Annotated in this window: 13 protein-coding genes; 5 read left to right on the forward strand and 8 right to left on the reverse strand. The window is 73.0% G+C overall.

Annotated elements, in window-relative coordinates:
• Positions 1-24 precede the first annotated feature (24 nt).
• The 4 genes from LUZ64_RS03760 to LUZ64_RS03775 form a co-directional block, all read right to left on the reverse strand.
• Positions 25-705: a hypothetical protein gene (locus tag LUZ64_RS03760; protein WP_095583007.1), complete on the reverse strand. Its 681-nt coding sequence runs from the start codon at positions 703-705 to the stop codon at positions 25-27.
• A 143-nt stretch (positions 706-848) separates the two neighbouring features.
• Entirely contained in the window at positions 849-1,670 is an 822-nt protein-coding gene (locus LUZ64_RS03765; protein ID WP_095582992.1) for a thioredoxin domain-containing protein, read from the reverse strand.
• A gap of 81 nt (positions 1,671-1,751) precedes the next feature.
• Entirely contained in the window at positions 1,752-2,423 is a 672-nt protein-coding gene (locus LUZ64_RS03770) for a hypothetical protein (protein WP_232390011.1), read from the reverse strand.
• Positions 2,424-2,485: 62 nt separating this feature from the next.
• On the reverse strand, positions 2,486-3,844 hold the full coding sequence (locus tag LUZ64_RS03775; protein ID WP_095580233.1) for a DUF2252 domain-containing protein: 1,359 nt from the start codon (positions 3,842-3,844) through the stop codon (positions 2,486-2,488).
• A gap of 200 nt (positions 3,845-4,044) precedes the next feature.
• Between LUZ64_RS03775 and dnaE the strand changes: the two genes are divergently transcribed.
• Positions 4,045-7,596, forward strand: coding sequence for a DNA polymerase III subunit alpha (gene dnaE, locus LUZ64_RS03780; protein ID WP_095580235.1), 3,552 nt, complete (start codon positions 4,045-4,047; stop codon positions 7,594-7,596).
• Between the two features lie 159 nt (positions 7,597-7,755).
• On the opposite strand, the gene LUZ64_RS03785 is transcribed toward dnaE, so the two are convergent.
• On the reverse strand, positions 7,756-7,926 hold the full coding sequence (locus LUZ64_RS03785; protein WP_170116703.1) for a hypothetical protein: 171 nt from the start codon (positions 7,924-7,926) through the stop codon (positions 7,756-7,758).
• A gap of 254 nt (positions 7,927-8,180) precedes the next feature.
• Here LUZ64_RS03785 and LUZ64_RS03790 point away from each other — a divergent pair, with 254 nt between their 5' ends.
• From LUZ64_RS03790 to LUZ64_RS03805, 4 genes are all read left to right on the forward strand, one after another.
• The gene (locus LUZ64_RS03790) at positions 8,181-9,497 is read left to right on the forward strand and encodes an NYN domain-containing protein (protein ID WP_232390010.1); all 1,317 of its coding nucleotides are present in this window, start codon (positions 8,181-8,183) and stop codon (positions 9,495-9,497) included.
• Positions 9,498-9,680: 183 nt separating this feature from the next.
• Positions 9,681-10,712, forward strand: coding sequence for an ABC transporter ATP-binding protein (locus LUZ64_RS03795; protein WP_372471984.1), 1,032 nt, complete (start codon positions 9,681-9,683; stop codon positions 10,710-10,712).
• A gap of 49 nt (positions 10,713-10,761) precedes the next feature.
• Entirely contained in the window at positions 10,762-11,616 is an 855-nt protein-coding gene (locus tag LUZ64_RS03800) for an ABC transporter permease (protein WP_095582921.1), read from the forward strand.
• Positions 11,617-11,675: 59 nt separating this feature from the next.
• On the forward strand, positions 11,676-12,299 hold the full coding sequence (locus LUZ64_RS03805) for a hypothetical protein (protein WP_095582923.1): 624 nt from the start codon (positions 11,676-11,678) through the stop codon (positions 12,297-12,299).
• 175 nt (positions 12,300-12,474) lie between these two features.
• Here LUZ64_RS03805 and ybaK read toward each other — a convergent pair whose 3' ends face one another.
• The 3 genes from ybaK to LUZ64_RS03820 form a co-directional block, all read right to left on the reverse strand.
• Complete coding sequence (gene ybaK, locus LUZ64_RS03810; protein WP_095582924.1) at positions 12,475-12,972, reverse strand: Cys-tRNA(Pro) deacylase; 498 nt, start codon at positions 12,970-12,972, stop codon at positions 12,475-12,477.
• A 19-nt stretch (positions 12,973-12,991) separates the two neighbouring features.
• A complete protein-coding gene (locus LUZ64_RS03815) occupies positions 12,992-13,729 on the reverse strand; it encodes an LON peptidase substrate-binding domain-containing protein (protein ID WP_095582926.1) in 738 nt (245 codons plus the stop codon).
• Positions 13,730-14,039: 310 nt separating this feature from the next.
• Positions 14,040-15,641, reverse strand: coding sequence for an oxidoreductase (locus tag LUZ64_RS03820; RefSeq protein WP_095580153.1), 1,602 nt, complete (start codon positions 15,639-15,641; stop codon positions 14,040-14,042).
• Positions 15,642-15,693: the final 52 nt, after the last annotated feature.

Below are 15,693 nucleotides of genomic sequence, written 5' to 3' on the forward strand. Positions count from 1 at the left end.
AAGGTGTGGTGGGGACCGCTGTGCTCAGGCGAAGGCCGGGCAGAGGGGCGGTCCCCGCCGCACCACGGAGTGGACGAGGAGCGGGAGGGTGCGCGGGGGCAGGGCGCGGCGGCCGGGGCGTACGGGCCCGCCGCCCGGGTGTACGGCCGCGACGGGCGCGGTGACGGCGAGCAGCAGGGGGCGGAACGCGGACGCGGCGACGGCGCGCAGCAGCCGGCCGAGGGCCACTTCGCCGCGGCGCAGCCAGGCGGCGGCCAGCAGGCCCACCGCGATGTGGCAGGCGAGCAGCAGCCAGGGGAGGAGCGTGCCGTCCGGGGCGGCGCGGCCCGGTTCCTCCGGGGCGGCCAGCCGGGCCAGCGGGGTGCCGAAGTCGCCGCCGCGGCAGACCAGATCGAGGCCGATGGCGTGCAGCGGGCCCGCGACCGGTCCGCCGGCCCGCCCGTAACAGGCGTGCTGGCCGGTGGTGAAGACGGTGTCCGCCGTCAGCTCCAGCGGCACGAGCAGGGCGGCGATCCGTCCGTAGCTCCGCTCCCGGTCGGCCAGCGTGTAGGCGATCACGAAGAAGGCGGCCGACAGCGCGGCGACGGTGGACAGCGGCAGCGGCGCCCGCGAGAGCAGGACGTGCGAGGCCGCGGAGAGAGTGACACAGAGTGCGGTGAAGAACGCCGCGCGTAGCGACCGCAGTCGAACTCCCGTCCCCTCCATGAGGTCGAAGTGTGCCACGGCCGCGGTTAAGTGTCGTGTCAAGATTCGGCATCAGTGGGGGGAACGGGACACCCGGGGCGGTGCCGGCCGCGCGGGCCGGCACCGGGCCGGGGATCAGGGCCCCGCGGGGCCCTCGGGAGGGGTCAGGACTTCAGTCCCTCGCCCACCGCCTTGTCGAACTGGTCCGGGGTGATCGGGACGTTCTTCCCGTCCGACGTCAGCTTCTTGCCGTCGAGCTTCAGGGTCGGGGTGCCGGTGACGTCCTTGTTCGCGTCGAAGGCGTCCGACACCTCCAGCGCCCACTTGTCGAAGGTGCCGTCCTCGACGTTCTTGCGGAACTCCGCGTTGTCCTTCAGCGCCGGGACGGTGTTCGCGATCTTCAGCAGGACGTCGTCCTTGGCGTAGTCGTCCTTGGTCTCCTGCGGGTGGTTGTCCTTGGCGTAGAGCGCCTTGTTGTACGCGCTGAACGCCTCGGGGCTGACGTTCAGGGCGGCGCCGAGCGCGCTGAGGGCGTTCTTCGAGCCCACCCCGCCGAAGTTGCGGTCGAGGAAGGTCGCGACGTGGTACGAGACCTTGTACTTGCCGTCCTTGACGTCCTTGTCGATCGTGTCACCGACGTTCTGCTCGAAGACCGAGCAGATCGGGCAGCGCATGTCCTGGAAGAGGTCCAGGGTGTGCTCGGCCTTCTTGTTCCCGATGACGATCTCGGTGCCCTTGTCGCCCGTGGTGTTCTTGGGCTGGACGAGCTCCTTCTTCGACGCGGCCTCCCAGGCGGCGTCCTTGCCCTTGCCGCCCAGCTGGGTCGCGGCGACGACGACGCCCGCCGCGATCGCGAGGACCGCGACGACGCCTCCGCCGACGACGAGCTGGCGGCGGGTCCTGTCCTTCTTGGCCTGCCGCTCGCGCTCGGCGCGCAGCCGCTCGCGGGCCGCCTGCTTGTTCTGCTGGCTGTTGCGCTTGCTCATGGTGCTGACTTCTCCGTGTGGTGGTGCCGTGGGTCTTCGCGCGAGGGGCCCCGGGCGCCCGCGCCACACGCGCCGCGCCGCTCAGACGTGGGCGGGGGCGAAGGCGGGGAGGGTGCCGGGGGCGTGGCCGGAGGGCGGCCCGCGGCGGATCACGGAGTGGAGCAGCAGGGGGCGGGCGCCGGGCACGCGCGCGTGGCGCGCGGGGGCGGCGGCCGGTGCGGCGGGGCCCGTGGTCGCGCCGGCCGCGGCGGCGGCCAGCAGCAGCGGGCGGAAGGCGGCGGCTGCCACGGCGCCGAGCAGCCGGACCAGCGCAGCCTCGCCGCGGCGCAGCCAGGCGGCGGCCAGCAGCCCGACCGAGAGGTGTGCGGCGAGCAGCAGCCAGGAGGCGGTGTCCGCGCCGGCGACCGGCGAGGCCGGGGCGAAGGACGCCCCGACGCTCCCGCCGCACAGGGCGGTCAGGGCGCCCGGGACGGGATGGCCGTCCGCGCCGTAGCAGTGCTGCTGGCCGGTGGTGAAGAGGGTGTCGGCCGCCAGCTCCAGCGGGACGAGGAGGGCGGCGATATGGCCGAAACCGCGCTCCCGGCCCGCCAGGGCGTAGGCGAGGACGAAGACGCCCGCGGCCACGGCGGCGACCGTGGGCACGGGCAGGGGCGTGCCGGACAGCAGCACGTGGGAGGCGGCGGAGAGCAGCACGCACAGCGCTGTGAACAGCGCCGCGCGCGATGCCCGCAACCATGCCGCCGAAATGTCCATGAGGACCGAGTCTGTCATGGACCCCGATAAACGCCGACTAAAGCCCGGAGGCTCCCGGGACGTCAGAGGCCGGGGATGCGGCCGTTACGGAAGAGGTCCACAAAGATCTGGTGGTCCGCGCGGGCCCGCGCCCCGTAGGAGTGCGCGAAGTCGACGAGCATCGGGGCGAAGCCCTCCTCGTCGGCGGCGATCGCGGCGTCGATGGCGCGCTCGGTGGAGAACGGCACCAGGGAGTGGCCGCTCTGGTCGTCGGCCGCCGCGTGCATGGTGGCCGTGGCCCGGCCCAGGTCGGCGACGACGGCGGCGATCTCCGCCGGGTCGTCGAGGTCCGACCAGTCCAGGTCGACGGCGTAGGGCGAGACCTCGGCGACCAGCTGTCCGTAGCTCCGGCCGCCCTCCTCGATCTCCGTCCAGCCGAGCCACGGGTCGGCGTGCGCCTGGAGCGCGCGCTGGGAGATCACCGTGCGGTGGCCCTCGTGCCGGAAGTACTCCCGCACGGCGGCGTCGGTGACGTGCCGGGAGACCGCCGGGGTCTGCGCCTGCTTCATGTAGATGACGACGTCGTTCTCCAGGGCGTCGCTGTTGCCCTCCAGGAGGATGTTGTACGAGGGCAGGCCGGCGCTGCCGATCCCGATGCCGCGGCGGCCGACGACGTCCTTGACGCGGTAGGAGTCGGGGCGGGCCAGGCTGCTGTCCGGGAGCGTCTCCAGATAGCCGTCGAAGGCGGCCAGGACCTTGTACCGGGTCGCGGCGTCCAGCTCGATCGCGCCGGAGTCCGGCAGGAAGCGGCGGTCGAAGTCGCGGATCTCCGTCATCGAGCCCAGCAGCCCGGAGCGGGTCAGCGAGCGGGCCTCGCGCAGCACGTCCAGCAGCGGGCCGTCGGTGGTGTCCAGGGTGAAGGGCGGGACCTCCTCGTCCCGGGCGCCGGCGGCCAGGGCGTGGATCCGCTCGCGGTAGGCGGCGGCGAAGACCCGCACCAGCTCGGTGATCGTCCCGTCGCTGAGGGCCTTGGTGTAGCCGATCAGCGCGACGGAGGCGGCGAAGCGCTTCAGGTCCCAGGTGAAGGGGCCCACATAGGCCTCGTCGAAGTCGTTGACGTTGAAGATCAGCCGGCCGTTGGAGTCCATGTACGTGCCGAAGTTCTCGGCGTGCAGATCGCCGTGGATCCACACCCGGGAGGTCCGCTCGTCCAGGTAAGCGCCCGGGGAGCCGTCCAGGTGGGAGCCGCCGTCCGCGCCCTCCAGGTCGGCGTAGAACAGACCGGCGGTGCCCCGGTAGAAGGCGAAGGCGGAGGCCGCCATCTTCCGGAACTTGACCCGGAAGGCGGCGGGGTCGGCCGCGAGCAGCTCACCGAAGGCGGTGTCGAAAACGGCGAGTATCTCCTCGCCGCGCTGCGCGGTCCGGTCGTGCGGGAGCGCCATCGCTGGGTCCTCCTGGTCGATCTCCGAGCCCCTCGGAGGGTGCTCGCGTGCCTTGTGCGTACTGCCTGTGCGAGGGACGGATGTCCTGTGGTGCCCAACGCCCGGGAGCGCGGCCGCGTGCCCGCGGTTGTCGGTGCGGGCCGGTAACCTTCAAAGCTGTCTCCCCGCTGTCGCCGACCCGCCGCCGGAGGTCTTCCGCCGTGACCGCCTCGTCCAAGCCGCCCTTCACGCACCTGCACGTCCACACGCAGTACTCCCTGCTGGACGGCGCGGCGCGGCTCAAGGACATGTTCAATGCCTGCAATGAAATGGGCATGTCACACATTGCCATGTCCGACCACGGCAACCTGCACGGGGCGTACGACTTCTTCCATTCCGCGCAGAAGGCCGGGATCACCCCGATCATCGGCATCGAGGCATATGTCGCCCCCGAGTCCCGGCGGAACAAGCGGCGCATCCAGTGGGGCCAGCCGCACCAGAAGCGGGACGACGTCTCCGGTTCCGGTGGTTACACCCACAAGACGATCTGGGCCGCCAACGCCACCGGCCTGCACAACCTCTTCCGGCTGTCCTCCGACGCCTACGCCGAGGGCTGGCTGACCAAGTGGCCGCGGATGGACAAGGAGACCATCAGCCAGTGGTCGGAGGGCCTGATCGCCTCCACCGGCTGCCCCTCCGGCGAGCTCCAGACCCGGCTCCGCCTCGGTCAGTACGAGGAGGCCCGCAAGGCCGCCGGCGAATACCAGGACATCTTCGGCAAGGACCGCTACTTCCTGGAGCTGATGGACCACGGCATCGACATCGAGCGCCGCGTCCGCGAGGACCTGCTGAAGATCGGCAAGGAGCTCGGCATCCCGCCGCTGGTCACCAACGACTCGCACTACACCTACGCCCACGAGGCCACGGCCCACGACGCCCTGCTCTGCATCCAGACCGGCAAGAACCTCTCCGACCCCGACCGCTTCCGCTTCGACGGCTCCGGCTACTACCTCAAGTCCACGGACGAGATGTACGCCATCGACTCCTCGGACGCCTGGCAGGAGGGCTGCGCCAACACCCGGCTCGTCGCCGAGCAGGTCGACACCGAGGGCATGTTCCAGTTCCGGAACCTGATGCCCAAGTTCGACATCCCCGAGGGCTACACCGAGGTCACCTGGTTCCGCGAGGAGACCATGCGGGGCATGCACCGCCGCTTCCCCGGCGGGATCCCCGACGACCGCATGAAGCAGGTCGAGTACGAGATGGACACCATCATCTCGATGGGCTTCCCGGGCTACTTCCTCGTGGTCGCCGACTTCATCATGTGGGCCAAGAACCAGGGCATCGCGGTCGGCCCCGGCCGAGGCTCCGCGGCCGGCTCGATCGTCGCCTACGCCATGGGCATCACCGACCTCGACCCGATCCCGCACGGCCTGATCTTCGAGCGGTTCCTCAACCCCGAGCGCATCTCCATGCCCGATGTCGACATCGACTTCGACGAGCGCCGGCGCTCCGAGGTGATCCGCTATGTGACCGAGAAGTACGGCGCCGACAAGGTCGCCATGATCGGCACCTACGGCACCATCAAGGCCAAGAACGCCATCAAGGACTCCGCCCGGGTCCTGGGCTACCCCTACGCGATGGGCGACCGCCTCACCAAGGCCATGCCCGCCGACGTCCTCGGCAAGGGCATCCCGCTCTCCGGCATCCTCGACCCGCAGCACCCGCGCTACGGCGAGGCCGGCGAGATCCGCGGGATGTACGAGAACGAGCCGGACGTCAAGAAGGTCATCGACACCGCCCGCGGCGTCGAGGGCCTGGTCCGGCAGATGGGCGTGCACGCCGCCGGCGTGATCATGTCCAGCGAGACGATCACCGACCACGTCCCGGTCTGGGTCCGGCACTCCGACGGCGTCACCATCACCCAGTGGGACTACCCGAGCTGTGAGTCGCTCGGCCTGCTGAAGATGGACTTCCTCGGCCTGCGCAACCTCACGATCATGGACGACGCCGTCAAGATGGTGAAGGCCAACAAGGGGATCGACATCGACCTCCTGAGCCTGCCGCTGGACGACCCCACGACCTTCGAGCTGCTCCAGCGCGGTGACACCCTCGGCGTCTTCCAGTTCGACGGCGGCCCCATGCGCTCCCTGCTGCGCCTGATGAAGCCGGACAACTTCGAAGACATCTCCGCCGTGTCCGCCCTGTACCGGCCGGGCCCGATGGGCATGAACTCCCACACGAACTACGCGCTGCGCAAGAACAAGCAGCAGGAGATCGCGCCGATCCACCCGGAGCTGGAGAAGCCCCTCGAAGAGGTCCTGGCCGTCACCTACGGCCTGATCGTCTACCAGGAGCAGGTCCAGAAGGCCGCCCAGATCATCGCCGGGTACTCCCTCGGCGAGGCCGACATCCTCCGCCGCGTCATGGGCAAGAAGAAGCCCGACGAACTGGCGAAGAACTTCACGATCTTCCAGGCGGGCGCCCGGAAGAACGGCTACAGCGACGAGGCGATCCAGAAGCTGTGGGACGTCCTGGTCCCCTTCGCCGGCTACGCCTTCAACAAGGCGCACTCCGCCGCCTACGGCCTCGTCTCGTACTGGACGGCCTTCCTCAAGGCCAACCACCCCGCCGAGTACATGGCCGCCCTGCTGACCTCGGTCAAGGACGACAAGGACAAGTCGGCGACGTATCTGAACGAGTGCCGCCGCATGGGCATCAAGGTGCTCCCCCCGAACGTCAACGAGTCCGAGGCCAACTTCGCCGCCCAGGGCGACGACGTGATCCTCTTCGGCCTCACCGCCGTCCGCAACGTCGGACAGAACGTGGTCGACTCGATCATCCGCTGCCGCAAGTCGAAGGGGAAGTACGGCTCCTTCCCCGACTTCCTCGACAAGGTCGAGGCCGTCGTCTGCAACAAGCGCACCGTCGAATCGCTGATCAAGGCCGGCGCCTTCGACGAGATGGGCCACACCCGCAAGGGCCTCACCGCGCACTACGAACCGATGATCGACAACGTGGTCGCGGTCAAGCGCAAGGAGGCCGAGGGACAGTTCGACCTCTTCGGCGGCATGGGCGACGACACCGCCGACGACGGCCCCGGCTTCGGCCTGGACGTCGAGTTCTCCGACGTCGAGTGGGAGAAGGCGTACCTCCTCGCGCAGGAGCGCGAGATGCTCGGCCTCTATGTCTCCGACCACCCGCTCTTCGGCATCGAGCACGTCCTCAACGACAAGGCCGACGCCTCGATCTCCCAGCTGACCGGCGGCGAGCACGCCGACGGCGCGATCGTGACCATCGGCGGCATCATCTCGGGCCTCCAGCGCAAGATGACCAAGCAGGGCAACGCCTGGGCCATCGCCACCGTCGAGGACCTCGCCGGCTCCATCGACTGCATGTTCTTCCCCGCCACCTACCAGCTGGTCTCCACCCAGCTCGTCGAGGACGCCGTCGTCTTCGTCAAGGGGCGGCTCGACAAGCGCGAGGACATCCCCCGCCTGGTCGCCATGGAGCTGATGGTCCCCGACCTCTCCAACGCCGGCACCAACGCCCCCGTGATCATCACCATCCCCACCGTGAAGGTCACCCCGCCGCTGGTGGAGAAGCTCGGCCAGGTGCTCACCCACCACCGGGGCGCCACCGAGGTCCGGATCAAGCTCCAGGGCGCCCGCAGCACCACCGTGCTCCGCCTGGACCGCCACCGGGTCACCCCCGACCCGGCCCTCTTCGGCGACCTCAAGGTGCTCCTCGGCCCCTCCTGCCTGGCCGGCTGAGCCACCGCCCGGCACCGCGCCGGCGCCCGTCCCGGCACCGGACCGACCGTCAGCCCGGTCCCGGCCCGCTCCGGGACCCGCCGGGCCCGGTGCCCCCCGACGACCGAGGGGCGCGCCCGCATCAGCGGGACGCGCCCCTCAGGTGCGTCAAGGCGCCGGTCAGTTGTGGCCGAAGCGCTTCTGGCGGCCCTTGCGGGCCATGTCGCCCGGGGTGACCTGCTGTGCCCGCTGCTCCGCCTGAGACTCCAGCGAGGAGCTCTTGGCCTGCTGCGCCCCACGTTCCGCCACACTCTGCTTCTGTGGCGTCTTCTGGTTCTTGTTCTTGGCCATGCTGCCGTGCCTCCACCTCGGGATGACCCCCTCGGCTCACCCTCGCACGCATCTCCGAACAGTGCATTTCGGGTAATTACCGTGGGTGATAGGTGCACTTACCGTCCCGGGGCCGTATCCGCCACGCCGAAGATCCAGTTCGGACTGATAACCCCCGCACGGTCGGGCAGACTCCAAGGAAAGCCAAGGAAAACCAGGGCACGACCGTGCCGGGGGGCGACCGCACTTCTGGACTGACAGAAAGAGGGTGGAACGTGGACCGCTGCGTCGTCCTGGTGGACGCCGGCTATCTGCTGGGCGCCGCCGCGAGCCTGCTGGCCGGGGAGCCCGCCCGGTCCCGCATCACCGTGGACCACGCGACCCTCATCCAAGGGCTGCGCGAACGCGCCGAGGCCGAGACCGAACAGCCCCTGCTGAGGATCTACTGGTTCGACGGCGCCCCCGACCGGGTGCCCCAGCCCGAGCACCGCCGGCTGCGCGTCATGCCCCGGGTGACCGTCCGGCTGGGCGCCCTGACCCGCAGTGACGGCCGCTGGGCGCAGAAGGGCGTCGACGCCGCCATGCACGCCGAGCTCACCGAGCTCGCCCGCAACCGCGCGTGTTCGGACATCGTCCTCGTCACCGGCGACGGCGACCTCCTGCCGGGCCTGATGTCCGCCAAGGAACACGGCGTCGCCGTCCACCTCTGGGCCGTCCAGGCCGCCGACGGCGACTACAACCAGTCCGAGGACCTCGTCGCCGAGGCCGACGAGCGCCGCGTCCTGGACCGCACCTGGATCACCCGGGCCGTCCGGGCCAAGGAGCTCACCGGCATCTGCGCCCCGGCCCCCGCGCCCCGCCCCGAGATCGCCGCCATCCTCTCCGCACCCCTCCCGGAGACCGCCGCGGCCGCGGCGGCCGCCGCCGCGAGCCGCGCGGCCGACACCCGCCCGCCCGAGCGCAACGGCACCGCCCGCCCCCCGGCCCCCACCCCCTGCCCCGACGGCGAGCGCGGCCACCAGGAGCCCCCCGAGACCCCGGCCGCCCGCGGCGTCCCCACCCCGAAGGACCTCGCCGGCCTCGGCCGCGGCCCCGTCGGCCAGCCCGCGGCCACCGGCGGCAGTACCCCGTCCCAGAGCTCCTCGGCCTCCGGCCTGGCCCCCAACGCCACCCTGCGCTGGTCCTCCGACAAGGGCTGGGTCGAGCGCGGCGCCGGCACCGGGCTCGGGGAACCGCCCGAAACCGCCTCGCTCCCCATGCTCGCCCAGCTCACCAGCGCCGAACAGCGCTGGGCGGACCGGGAGGAGGACATCACCACCGTCGGCGGCGACCCCTTCGAGGTCGGCCAGGTCTTCGCCCGCCGCTGGACGGAGCGGCTCACCGACTCCGTCCACCTCCAGCACCTGTCCACCGAGTACCCCCGCATCCCGCACCGCATCGACGGCGAGCTGCTGCGCTACGCCGCCCGCTTCGGACTCCTCGCCCACAAGGACGACCAGATCGACGAGCACGACCGCTACGCGATCCGGGCCGGCTTCTGGCGCGAGATCGACTCCCGCACCGCCGCCGAGCACGCCCCGGCGGGCGACTGACACGCGCCCGGCGCGGGACCGCCACGCCGGGCGACCTCGCGCTGTCCCCTCCCTTGTGCCCGTCGCCCGTCCCCTCGTCCCCGCCCCCGGGGACAAGGGGACGGCGGCTTTCCGGACGCCGTTCCCGGCCACGGTGTGCCCCCGGAGCAAGGCCGGACCGCCGAGCGCGTACCCTCATAGCTCGTGAGGACGGGCGCGAAACAGGCGGAACGGGGCTCCCCGGGGCGGACGGCGGACGACACGGTGTGCACCGTGCGCGGCCTCGTGAAGACCTACCCCGCCGCGCGCGGGCGCCGCGGCGCGCCCGGCACCGCCGCCGTGCGGGCCAGCGACGGCATCGACCTGGACATCCGGCGCGGCGAGATCTTCGGCCTGCTCGGCCCCAACGGCGCCGGCAAGTCCACGCTCGTCCGCCAGCTCACCGGCCTGCTCCGCCCCGACGAGGGCACCGTCGACCTGCTCGGCCACGACCTCGTGCGCCACCCCGAGCGCGCCTCCCGGCTCGTCGGCTACCTCGGCCAGGAGTCCACGGCCCTCGACGAGCTGACCGTCGCCCTCGCCGCCGAGACCACCGGCCGGCTGCGCGGCCTGGACCTGCGCACCGCCCGCGCCGAGCGCGACGCCGTCATCGACGAGCTGGGCCTCGCCCCGATCGCCGGCCGCCCGCTGCGCAAGCTCTCCGGCGGCCAGCGCCGGCTCGCCTGCTTCGCCGCCACGCTCGTCGGCGACCGGCCCGTCCTCGTCCTGGACGAGCCGACCTCCGGCATGGACCCGGTGGCCCGCCGGGCCGTCTGGGCCGCTGTCGACCGCCGGCGCGCCGAGCGCGGCGCGACGGTGCTGCTCGTCACCCACAACGTCATCGAGGCCGAGACCGTCCTCGACCGGGTCGCGGTGCTGGAGCGCGGCCGCATCATCGCCTGCGACACCCCCGCCGGCCTCAAGGAGCTCGTCGGCGACGAGGTCCGCGTCGAGCTCGTCTGGCGGGACGAACCACCCCTGCACGTACCCGAGGTCGCGGCCCTGCGCGAGGCCGCGCAGGGCTCCGGCCGCCACTGGCTGCTGCGGCTCGCCCCCGCCGAGGCCCGCGCCGCCGTCGCCGCCGTGACCGGCGGCCCCGCCTTCGCCGCGCTGGACGACTTCACCCTCGCCACCCCGAGCCTGGAGGACGTCTACCTCGCGCTGGGCGGCCGCACGGAGGGGCTGGTGAAGGGATGAGCGCCCGCACCGTCAGGCGTCGGTCCGTACCGAAGAGGAGCACCGCGGCGTGACTGCTGTATCCGCAGAAGCGGCACCCGGGCAGACCCGGGTCCGGGGCGGCGAACGCCGCGACCGGGCCGGCGCCGACCTGCCGTCCGGCGACGGGGCGGCCGCGCTCGCGCCGAGGGCGCGGCTGCTGCCCGCGCTCGACGCCGTCTACCGGGCCCAGCTGTCCCGGGCCCGGGTAGCGCGGATCCCGCTGCTGTTCGTGGCGACCTTCCAGTCCGTCGGCATCATGATCCTGATGCGCGGCGTCGTGGACGGCGGCGACGAGGCGCGAGCCGTGGTCGCCGGCTCCAGCGTGCTGGTCGTGGCGTTCGTCGCCCTCAACCTCCTCGCCCAGTACTTCGGGCAGCTGCGCGCGAGCGGCGGCCTCGACCACTACGCGACGCTGCCGGTGCCGCCCGCCGCCGTGGTGCTGGGCGCGGCGGGCGCGTACGCCTCCTTCACCGTGCCCGGAACGGCCGTCACCGCCGTGCTGGGCAGCGTGCTCTTCAAGCTGCCGGTGGCGCACCTGTGGGTGCTGGCCGCCGTGATCCCGCTGTCCGGTGCCGCCCTCGCCGGGCTGGGCGCCGCGCTCGGCCTGCTCGCGCCCCGGCAGGAACTGGCGACCCTGCTGGGCCAGCTGGGCATGTCGGCGGCGCTGCTGCTCGGCGTGCTGCCGGCCGCCCACATGCCCGCACCGCTCGTCCTCGCGCGCGACCTGCTGCCCTCCACCTACGGGGTGGAGGCGCTGGCCCGCAGCTTCGACACCCACCCCGACTGGCTGCTGATCGCCGCCGACCTCGGCGTGTGCGCCGCCGTCGGCGTGGTGTCCCTGGCCGTCGCCACCTGGGCGTACCGGCGGGCGGCCGTACGGTGACGCGCCGCACCGGCACTCCTGCCGTCGGCGACGCGCCGGAGACCTGGCACGATGACAGGGTGACCGCACCCCTGACCCCGCACGACCAGCCACCGTCCGAACAGCCCGTCGGCCCCGCCGCGTACGGGCGGACCCCGGAGGAGGCCGCCGAGCGCCGCGAGGAGCTGCGGCAGGGCGCGGTCGTCGCCGCGGCGGTGGCGGTGGCCGGGCTGGCGCTGGGCGCGCTGTGGGCCTGGCTGGCCCCCCGGGTGCCGCTGATCTCGGACGGCAAGGCCGTCTACCTCAAGAGCACCGAGGGCGAGCAGGCGATCGGCGCGGACGGCACGTTCGCGCTACTGGCGCTGGGCTTCGGCGTGCTGAGCGCGGTCGTCGTCTTCCTCGTCCGCCGCAAGGGCGGGATCCCGCTGGTCGTCGGGCTGGCCGCGGGATCGCTGCTCGGCGGTCTGATCGGCTGGCGGCTGGGCATCTGGCTCGGCCCGGCCTCCGACGTGGTCGCGGCCGCGAAGTCCGCGGGCAAGGGCGTCGTCTTCGACGCCCCCCTCAAGCTGGCCGCCAAGGGCGTCCTGCTGGCCTGGCCGCTGGCGGCGATGGCCGTGCACCTCGTGCTGACCGCCGTCTTCGGCCCCCGCGACCCGGAACCCGGACCGCAGTGGTCCGGGTCCGAGGACCTGCCGGCCGGCTAGCCGCCGTCAGGCGGGCCGGCGGCCGTGGTTGGCCCTGCCCTTCCTCAGCCGCCAGCGGCGCTTACGGGTGCGCTTCGACATGGGGCGTCCCCTCCCTGCGGGCGCGCGGACCGCTGCCCGCACCCTTGGTCGTAGCGAAGACGGCGCCAGGAGTCCAGCCCCTCGGGCGGGGCGCTCAGGAGCGGGCGATCGGCGCGACCACCGCGCCGGTGAGCGCCGCGAGGTCGGCGGGGGCGAGCTCGACCTCCAGCCCCCGGCGGCCCGCCGAGACACAGACGGTGGCATGGGCGCTCGCCGAGGAGTCCAGCGCGGTCGGCAGCCGCTTGCGCTGCCCGAGCGGCGAGATGCCGCCGCGTACGTAGCCGGTGGTGCGCTCTGCCGCCGCCGGGTCGGCCATCGCCGCCCGCTTCCCGCCGACCGCCGCGGCCAGCGCCTTGAGATCGAGCGAGCCGGAGACGGGCACGACGGCGACCGTCAGCGCGCCGTCCACCTCGGCCACCAGGGTCTTGAAGATCTGCCCGGGGTCACGGCCCAGCGCCCGCGCGGCCTCCTCGCCGTAGGAGGCGACGGCCGGATCGTGCGCGTAGGCGTGCACCGTGAAGGCCGCGCCGGCCTGCTCCAGGGCGACGATCGCCGGCGTCGAGCCGGACTGCTGCTTCTTGGACTTCTTCACGGGCGTCCTCCCGGTCGGCTCAGTTGGGGCTGGTCGGCCGCTGGGTGAGGCCGACGGCCGGCAGCGACGGGAGCTTACCGATCAGCGCGGTCTCCGCCCGCAGCACCCTCAGCTCCTCCGCCAGCCGGCTCGCCGTGTCCGGTGCCTGGAGCAGCCGCTGCCGGGCCGGGGTGTCGAGCATCGCCGCCGCGGCGACCACGTAGGACAGCACGGACGGCTCGGCCGGCAGCTCCGCCCGGCCCGCCAGGGTGCTCTCCGCCGCCCCCGCCAGCCGCTTCTGGTACGCGCGGAACGCCCGGACGACCCCGGAGGCGAGCGCGCCCGCGCCCTCGCCCCGCTCCTCCTCCAGATACTCCACCTCACCCGTCAGATACGGGCCCGAGGTGTCGAGGGACAGCAGCCGGAAGCGGGTGGTGCCGGTGGCGAGGACCTCGTACGTGCCGTCCGGCCGCTCCCGGACGGTGGCCGCGTCGGCGGCGCACCCCACGGAGTAGAAGGACGCGAGCGGGTCGGCGCCGAAGCCGGACGCGGGACCGGGCTCCGGGAGGGAGCCCGTCGGCAGCCCCGGGAGGGTGGGCGCGACCTCGTGGCCGTCGCGGATGGCGACGACGCCGAAGCGGCGGGGTTCCTCCTCGGGCAGCGCGTCCAGGTCGCGCATCATCGCGCGGTAGCGCTGCTCGAAGACGTTCAGGGGCAGGAGGAGGCCCGGGAACAGCACCGAGTTCAGCGGGAAGATCGGAAGGCGCGCGGTGGTCACAGCGGGTAAGCCTAATGGCCTGGGCGGCCGGCCGGTTCGGAGTTTCCGTTCCGGCGGCCGGGGGTGCCGCTGCGCGGGGCCTTTCCCCACCCCGCCCCTTCCCGAACCGGGGCTCCGCCCCGGACCCCGGTCCTCAAACGCCGGACGGGCTGAAATGTTGCCCGGAACCGGGCGAATTCAGCCCGGCCGGCGTTTGAGGCCACCGCGCGGAGCGCGGAACCGGGGGCCCGGGGGCAGGCCCCCGGTTCCGGGAAGGGGCGGGTAGGGGAAAAGGCCCCGCGCAGCGGCACCCCACCCCCCACCCCCCGCCTCACTGCCGCCGCAGCACCCGCGACGCCCCCGCCGCCACCGTCGTCGCCAGGATCCACCCCAGCAGGATCAGCGCGCTCACCACCCACTGCGCCGCCCCCGTCGGCCGCCACGCGTTGCCCTGGCCCAGGTCGATGACGGGCACCAGCAGGTCGAGGGCGTACAGCTCGGGGTTCCACTGCGGGCCCTCGCCGGCCTTGAGGGGCGGCACCGGGCGCCAGGTGAAATAGACGGCCGCGGCCGCCCAGAGGACCGCCATCCACACGGCCGCCCGCCCCGGGCGGTAGCCGTACGCGACCGTCCAGTCCTGGAGGTAGCCCCACGTCTTGCCGGCCAGCGGCAGCGTCTCGCGGCGGCGCCGCTGCTTGGCGAGCTGCACCGCCCGGGCGTCCGCGTCCTCGCCGCTGTCGCGCAGGACGCCCGCCAGCCGTTCGTAGGGCTCGGGGGCGTACTCCGGGGTGGCGGCGGCCACCCACTCCAGCCGGGTGGCGAGCGGGAAGTGGCCCAGCGGTATCAGGTTCTCGTAGAAGAAGCCGGCCATGACCAGGCCGCCCGGCCCCGGCCAGCTGTCGGCCCGGTCGACGAGGTTGACGACCCGCGCCCCCGACAGCACCACCCGCCCCCGCGCGAGCCACTCCCCGAGGAAGCGCAGCTCGGGCGTCTGCACCCGGCGCAGCGACAGCTCCTGATCCGCCTCCATCGAGAACCGGGCCTGGCTGAGGTCCACCGCGTCGCCGAACCGGCCGTCGTCCAGCCGGGCGCCGCCCTGGCACTGGAAGTGCTGCACCCGGGTGCCCTGCTCGGGGGTGTTGGTGACGCCGTACGGGGGAGTGGCGCCGGAGGCGAAGGCGGTGCCGCTGATCCAGGCGCCCGTCAGATACAGGGTCCGCTCCACCGTCAGCTGCGGGGCGTTCAGCGCGCGCCGGCCGTAGGGATTGCTGAGCGTGCTGCCGCGCAGGCTCAGCGAGGCCCCTATCTGCGCGCCGCGCATGCTCAGCTCGCCGTAAGAGCGCATCATCTCGGCCTGGAGGTCCTGCCCGACGCTCATCCCGTCGGCCGCCACCGAGACCCCCCGCCGGTCCCGGCGCACCACCAGCTGGTTGAGCAGCAGGTCCGTGCCGATCTGGGCGTCCGTCAGCCGGATCCCGGTCTGCACCACACAGCGCGGCAGGTGCAGATCGCCCTCCGTCCGCAGCCGGGCGGCCTCCAGCCGGGGCAGGGCGCAGCCGACCAGCCGCAGGGTGGTGAAGTGGCTCTCCGGCAGCAGGACCTGGTGGTCGAAGCGGCAGTTGTGCAGCTCCACGTACGGCACGACCGTGCCGCCGGACAGGTCGAGGGTGCCGGTGATCCGCGCGCCGTTGAGCTTGAGGGCCGAGACCCGGCCCGGCCGGGCGGGCGGCCCCTCCAGCAGCAGCAGCGCCACCACCTGGGCGCGCACGCTCCGCTCCGGGCCCCACGGGTGCGGGCCGCCCGGGTCGTTCCGCTCGGGCTCGGGGGCGCGCAGATCGTGGGTGCTGCCGGTGCGGAACGCCTGCCACATGCCCCACTCGGCGGTGGTCAGATCCAGGCCGGCGGGCGGCTCCCCGCCCTGAAACTCGGTCACGGACCGTACCCCCTCCCGTCCCGTCAACCCCTCGATACCATCCTCATTCCCT

The organism is Streptomyces albireticuli, assembly GCF_021228125.1.
GTDB lineage: Bacteria > Actinomycetota > Actinomycetes > Streptomycetales > Streptomycetaceae > Streptomyces > Streptomyces albireticuli.

Excerpts from the sequence above, each read along its gene's own strand:
- LUZ64_RS03785 (WP_170116703.1), bottom strand. The coding sequence starts at position 7,926 with ATGGCCAAGAACAAGAACCAGAAGACGCCACAGAAGCAGAGTGTGGCG.
- LUZ64_RS03760 (WP_095583007.1), bottom strand. The coding sequence starts at position 705 with ATGGAGGGGACGGGAGTTCGACTGCGGTCGCTACGCGCGGCGTTCTTC.
- LUZ64_RS03775 (WP_095580233.1), bottom strand. The coding sequence starts at position 3,844 with ATGGCGCTCCCGCACGACCGGACCGCGCAGCGCGGCGAGGAGATACTC.
- LUZ64_RS03765 (WP_095582992.1), bottom strand. The coding sequence starts at position 1,670 with ATGAGCAAGCGCAACAGCCAGCAGAACAAGCAGGCGGCCCGCGAGCGG.
- LUZ64_RS03770 (WP_232390011.1), bottom strand. The coding sequence starts at position 2,423 with ATGGACATTTCGGCGGCATGGTTGCGGGCATCGCGCGCGGCGCTGTTC.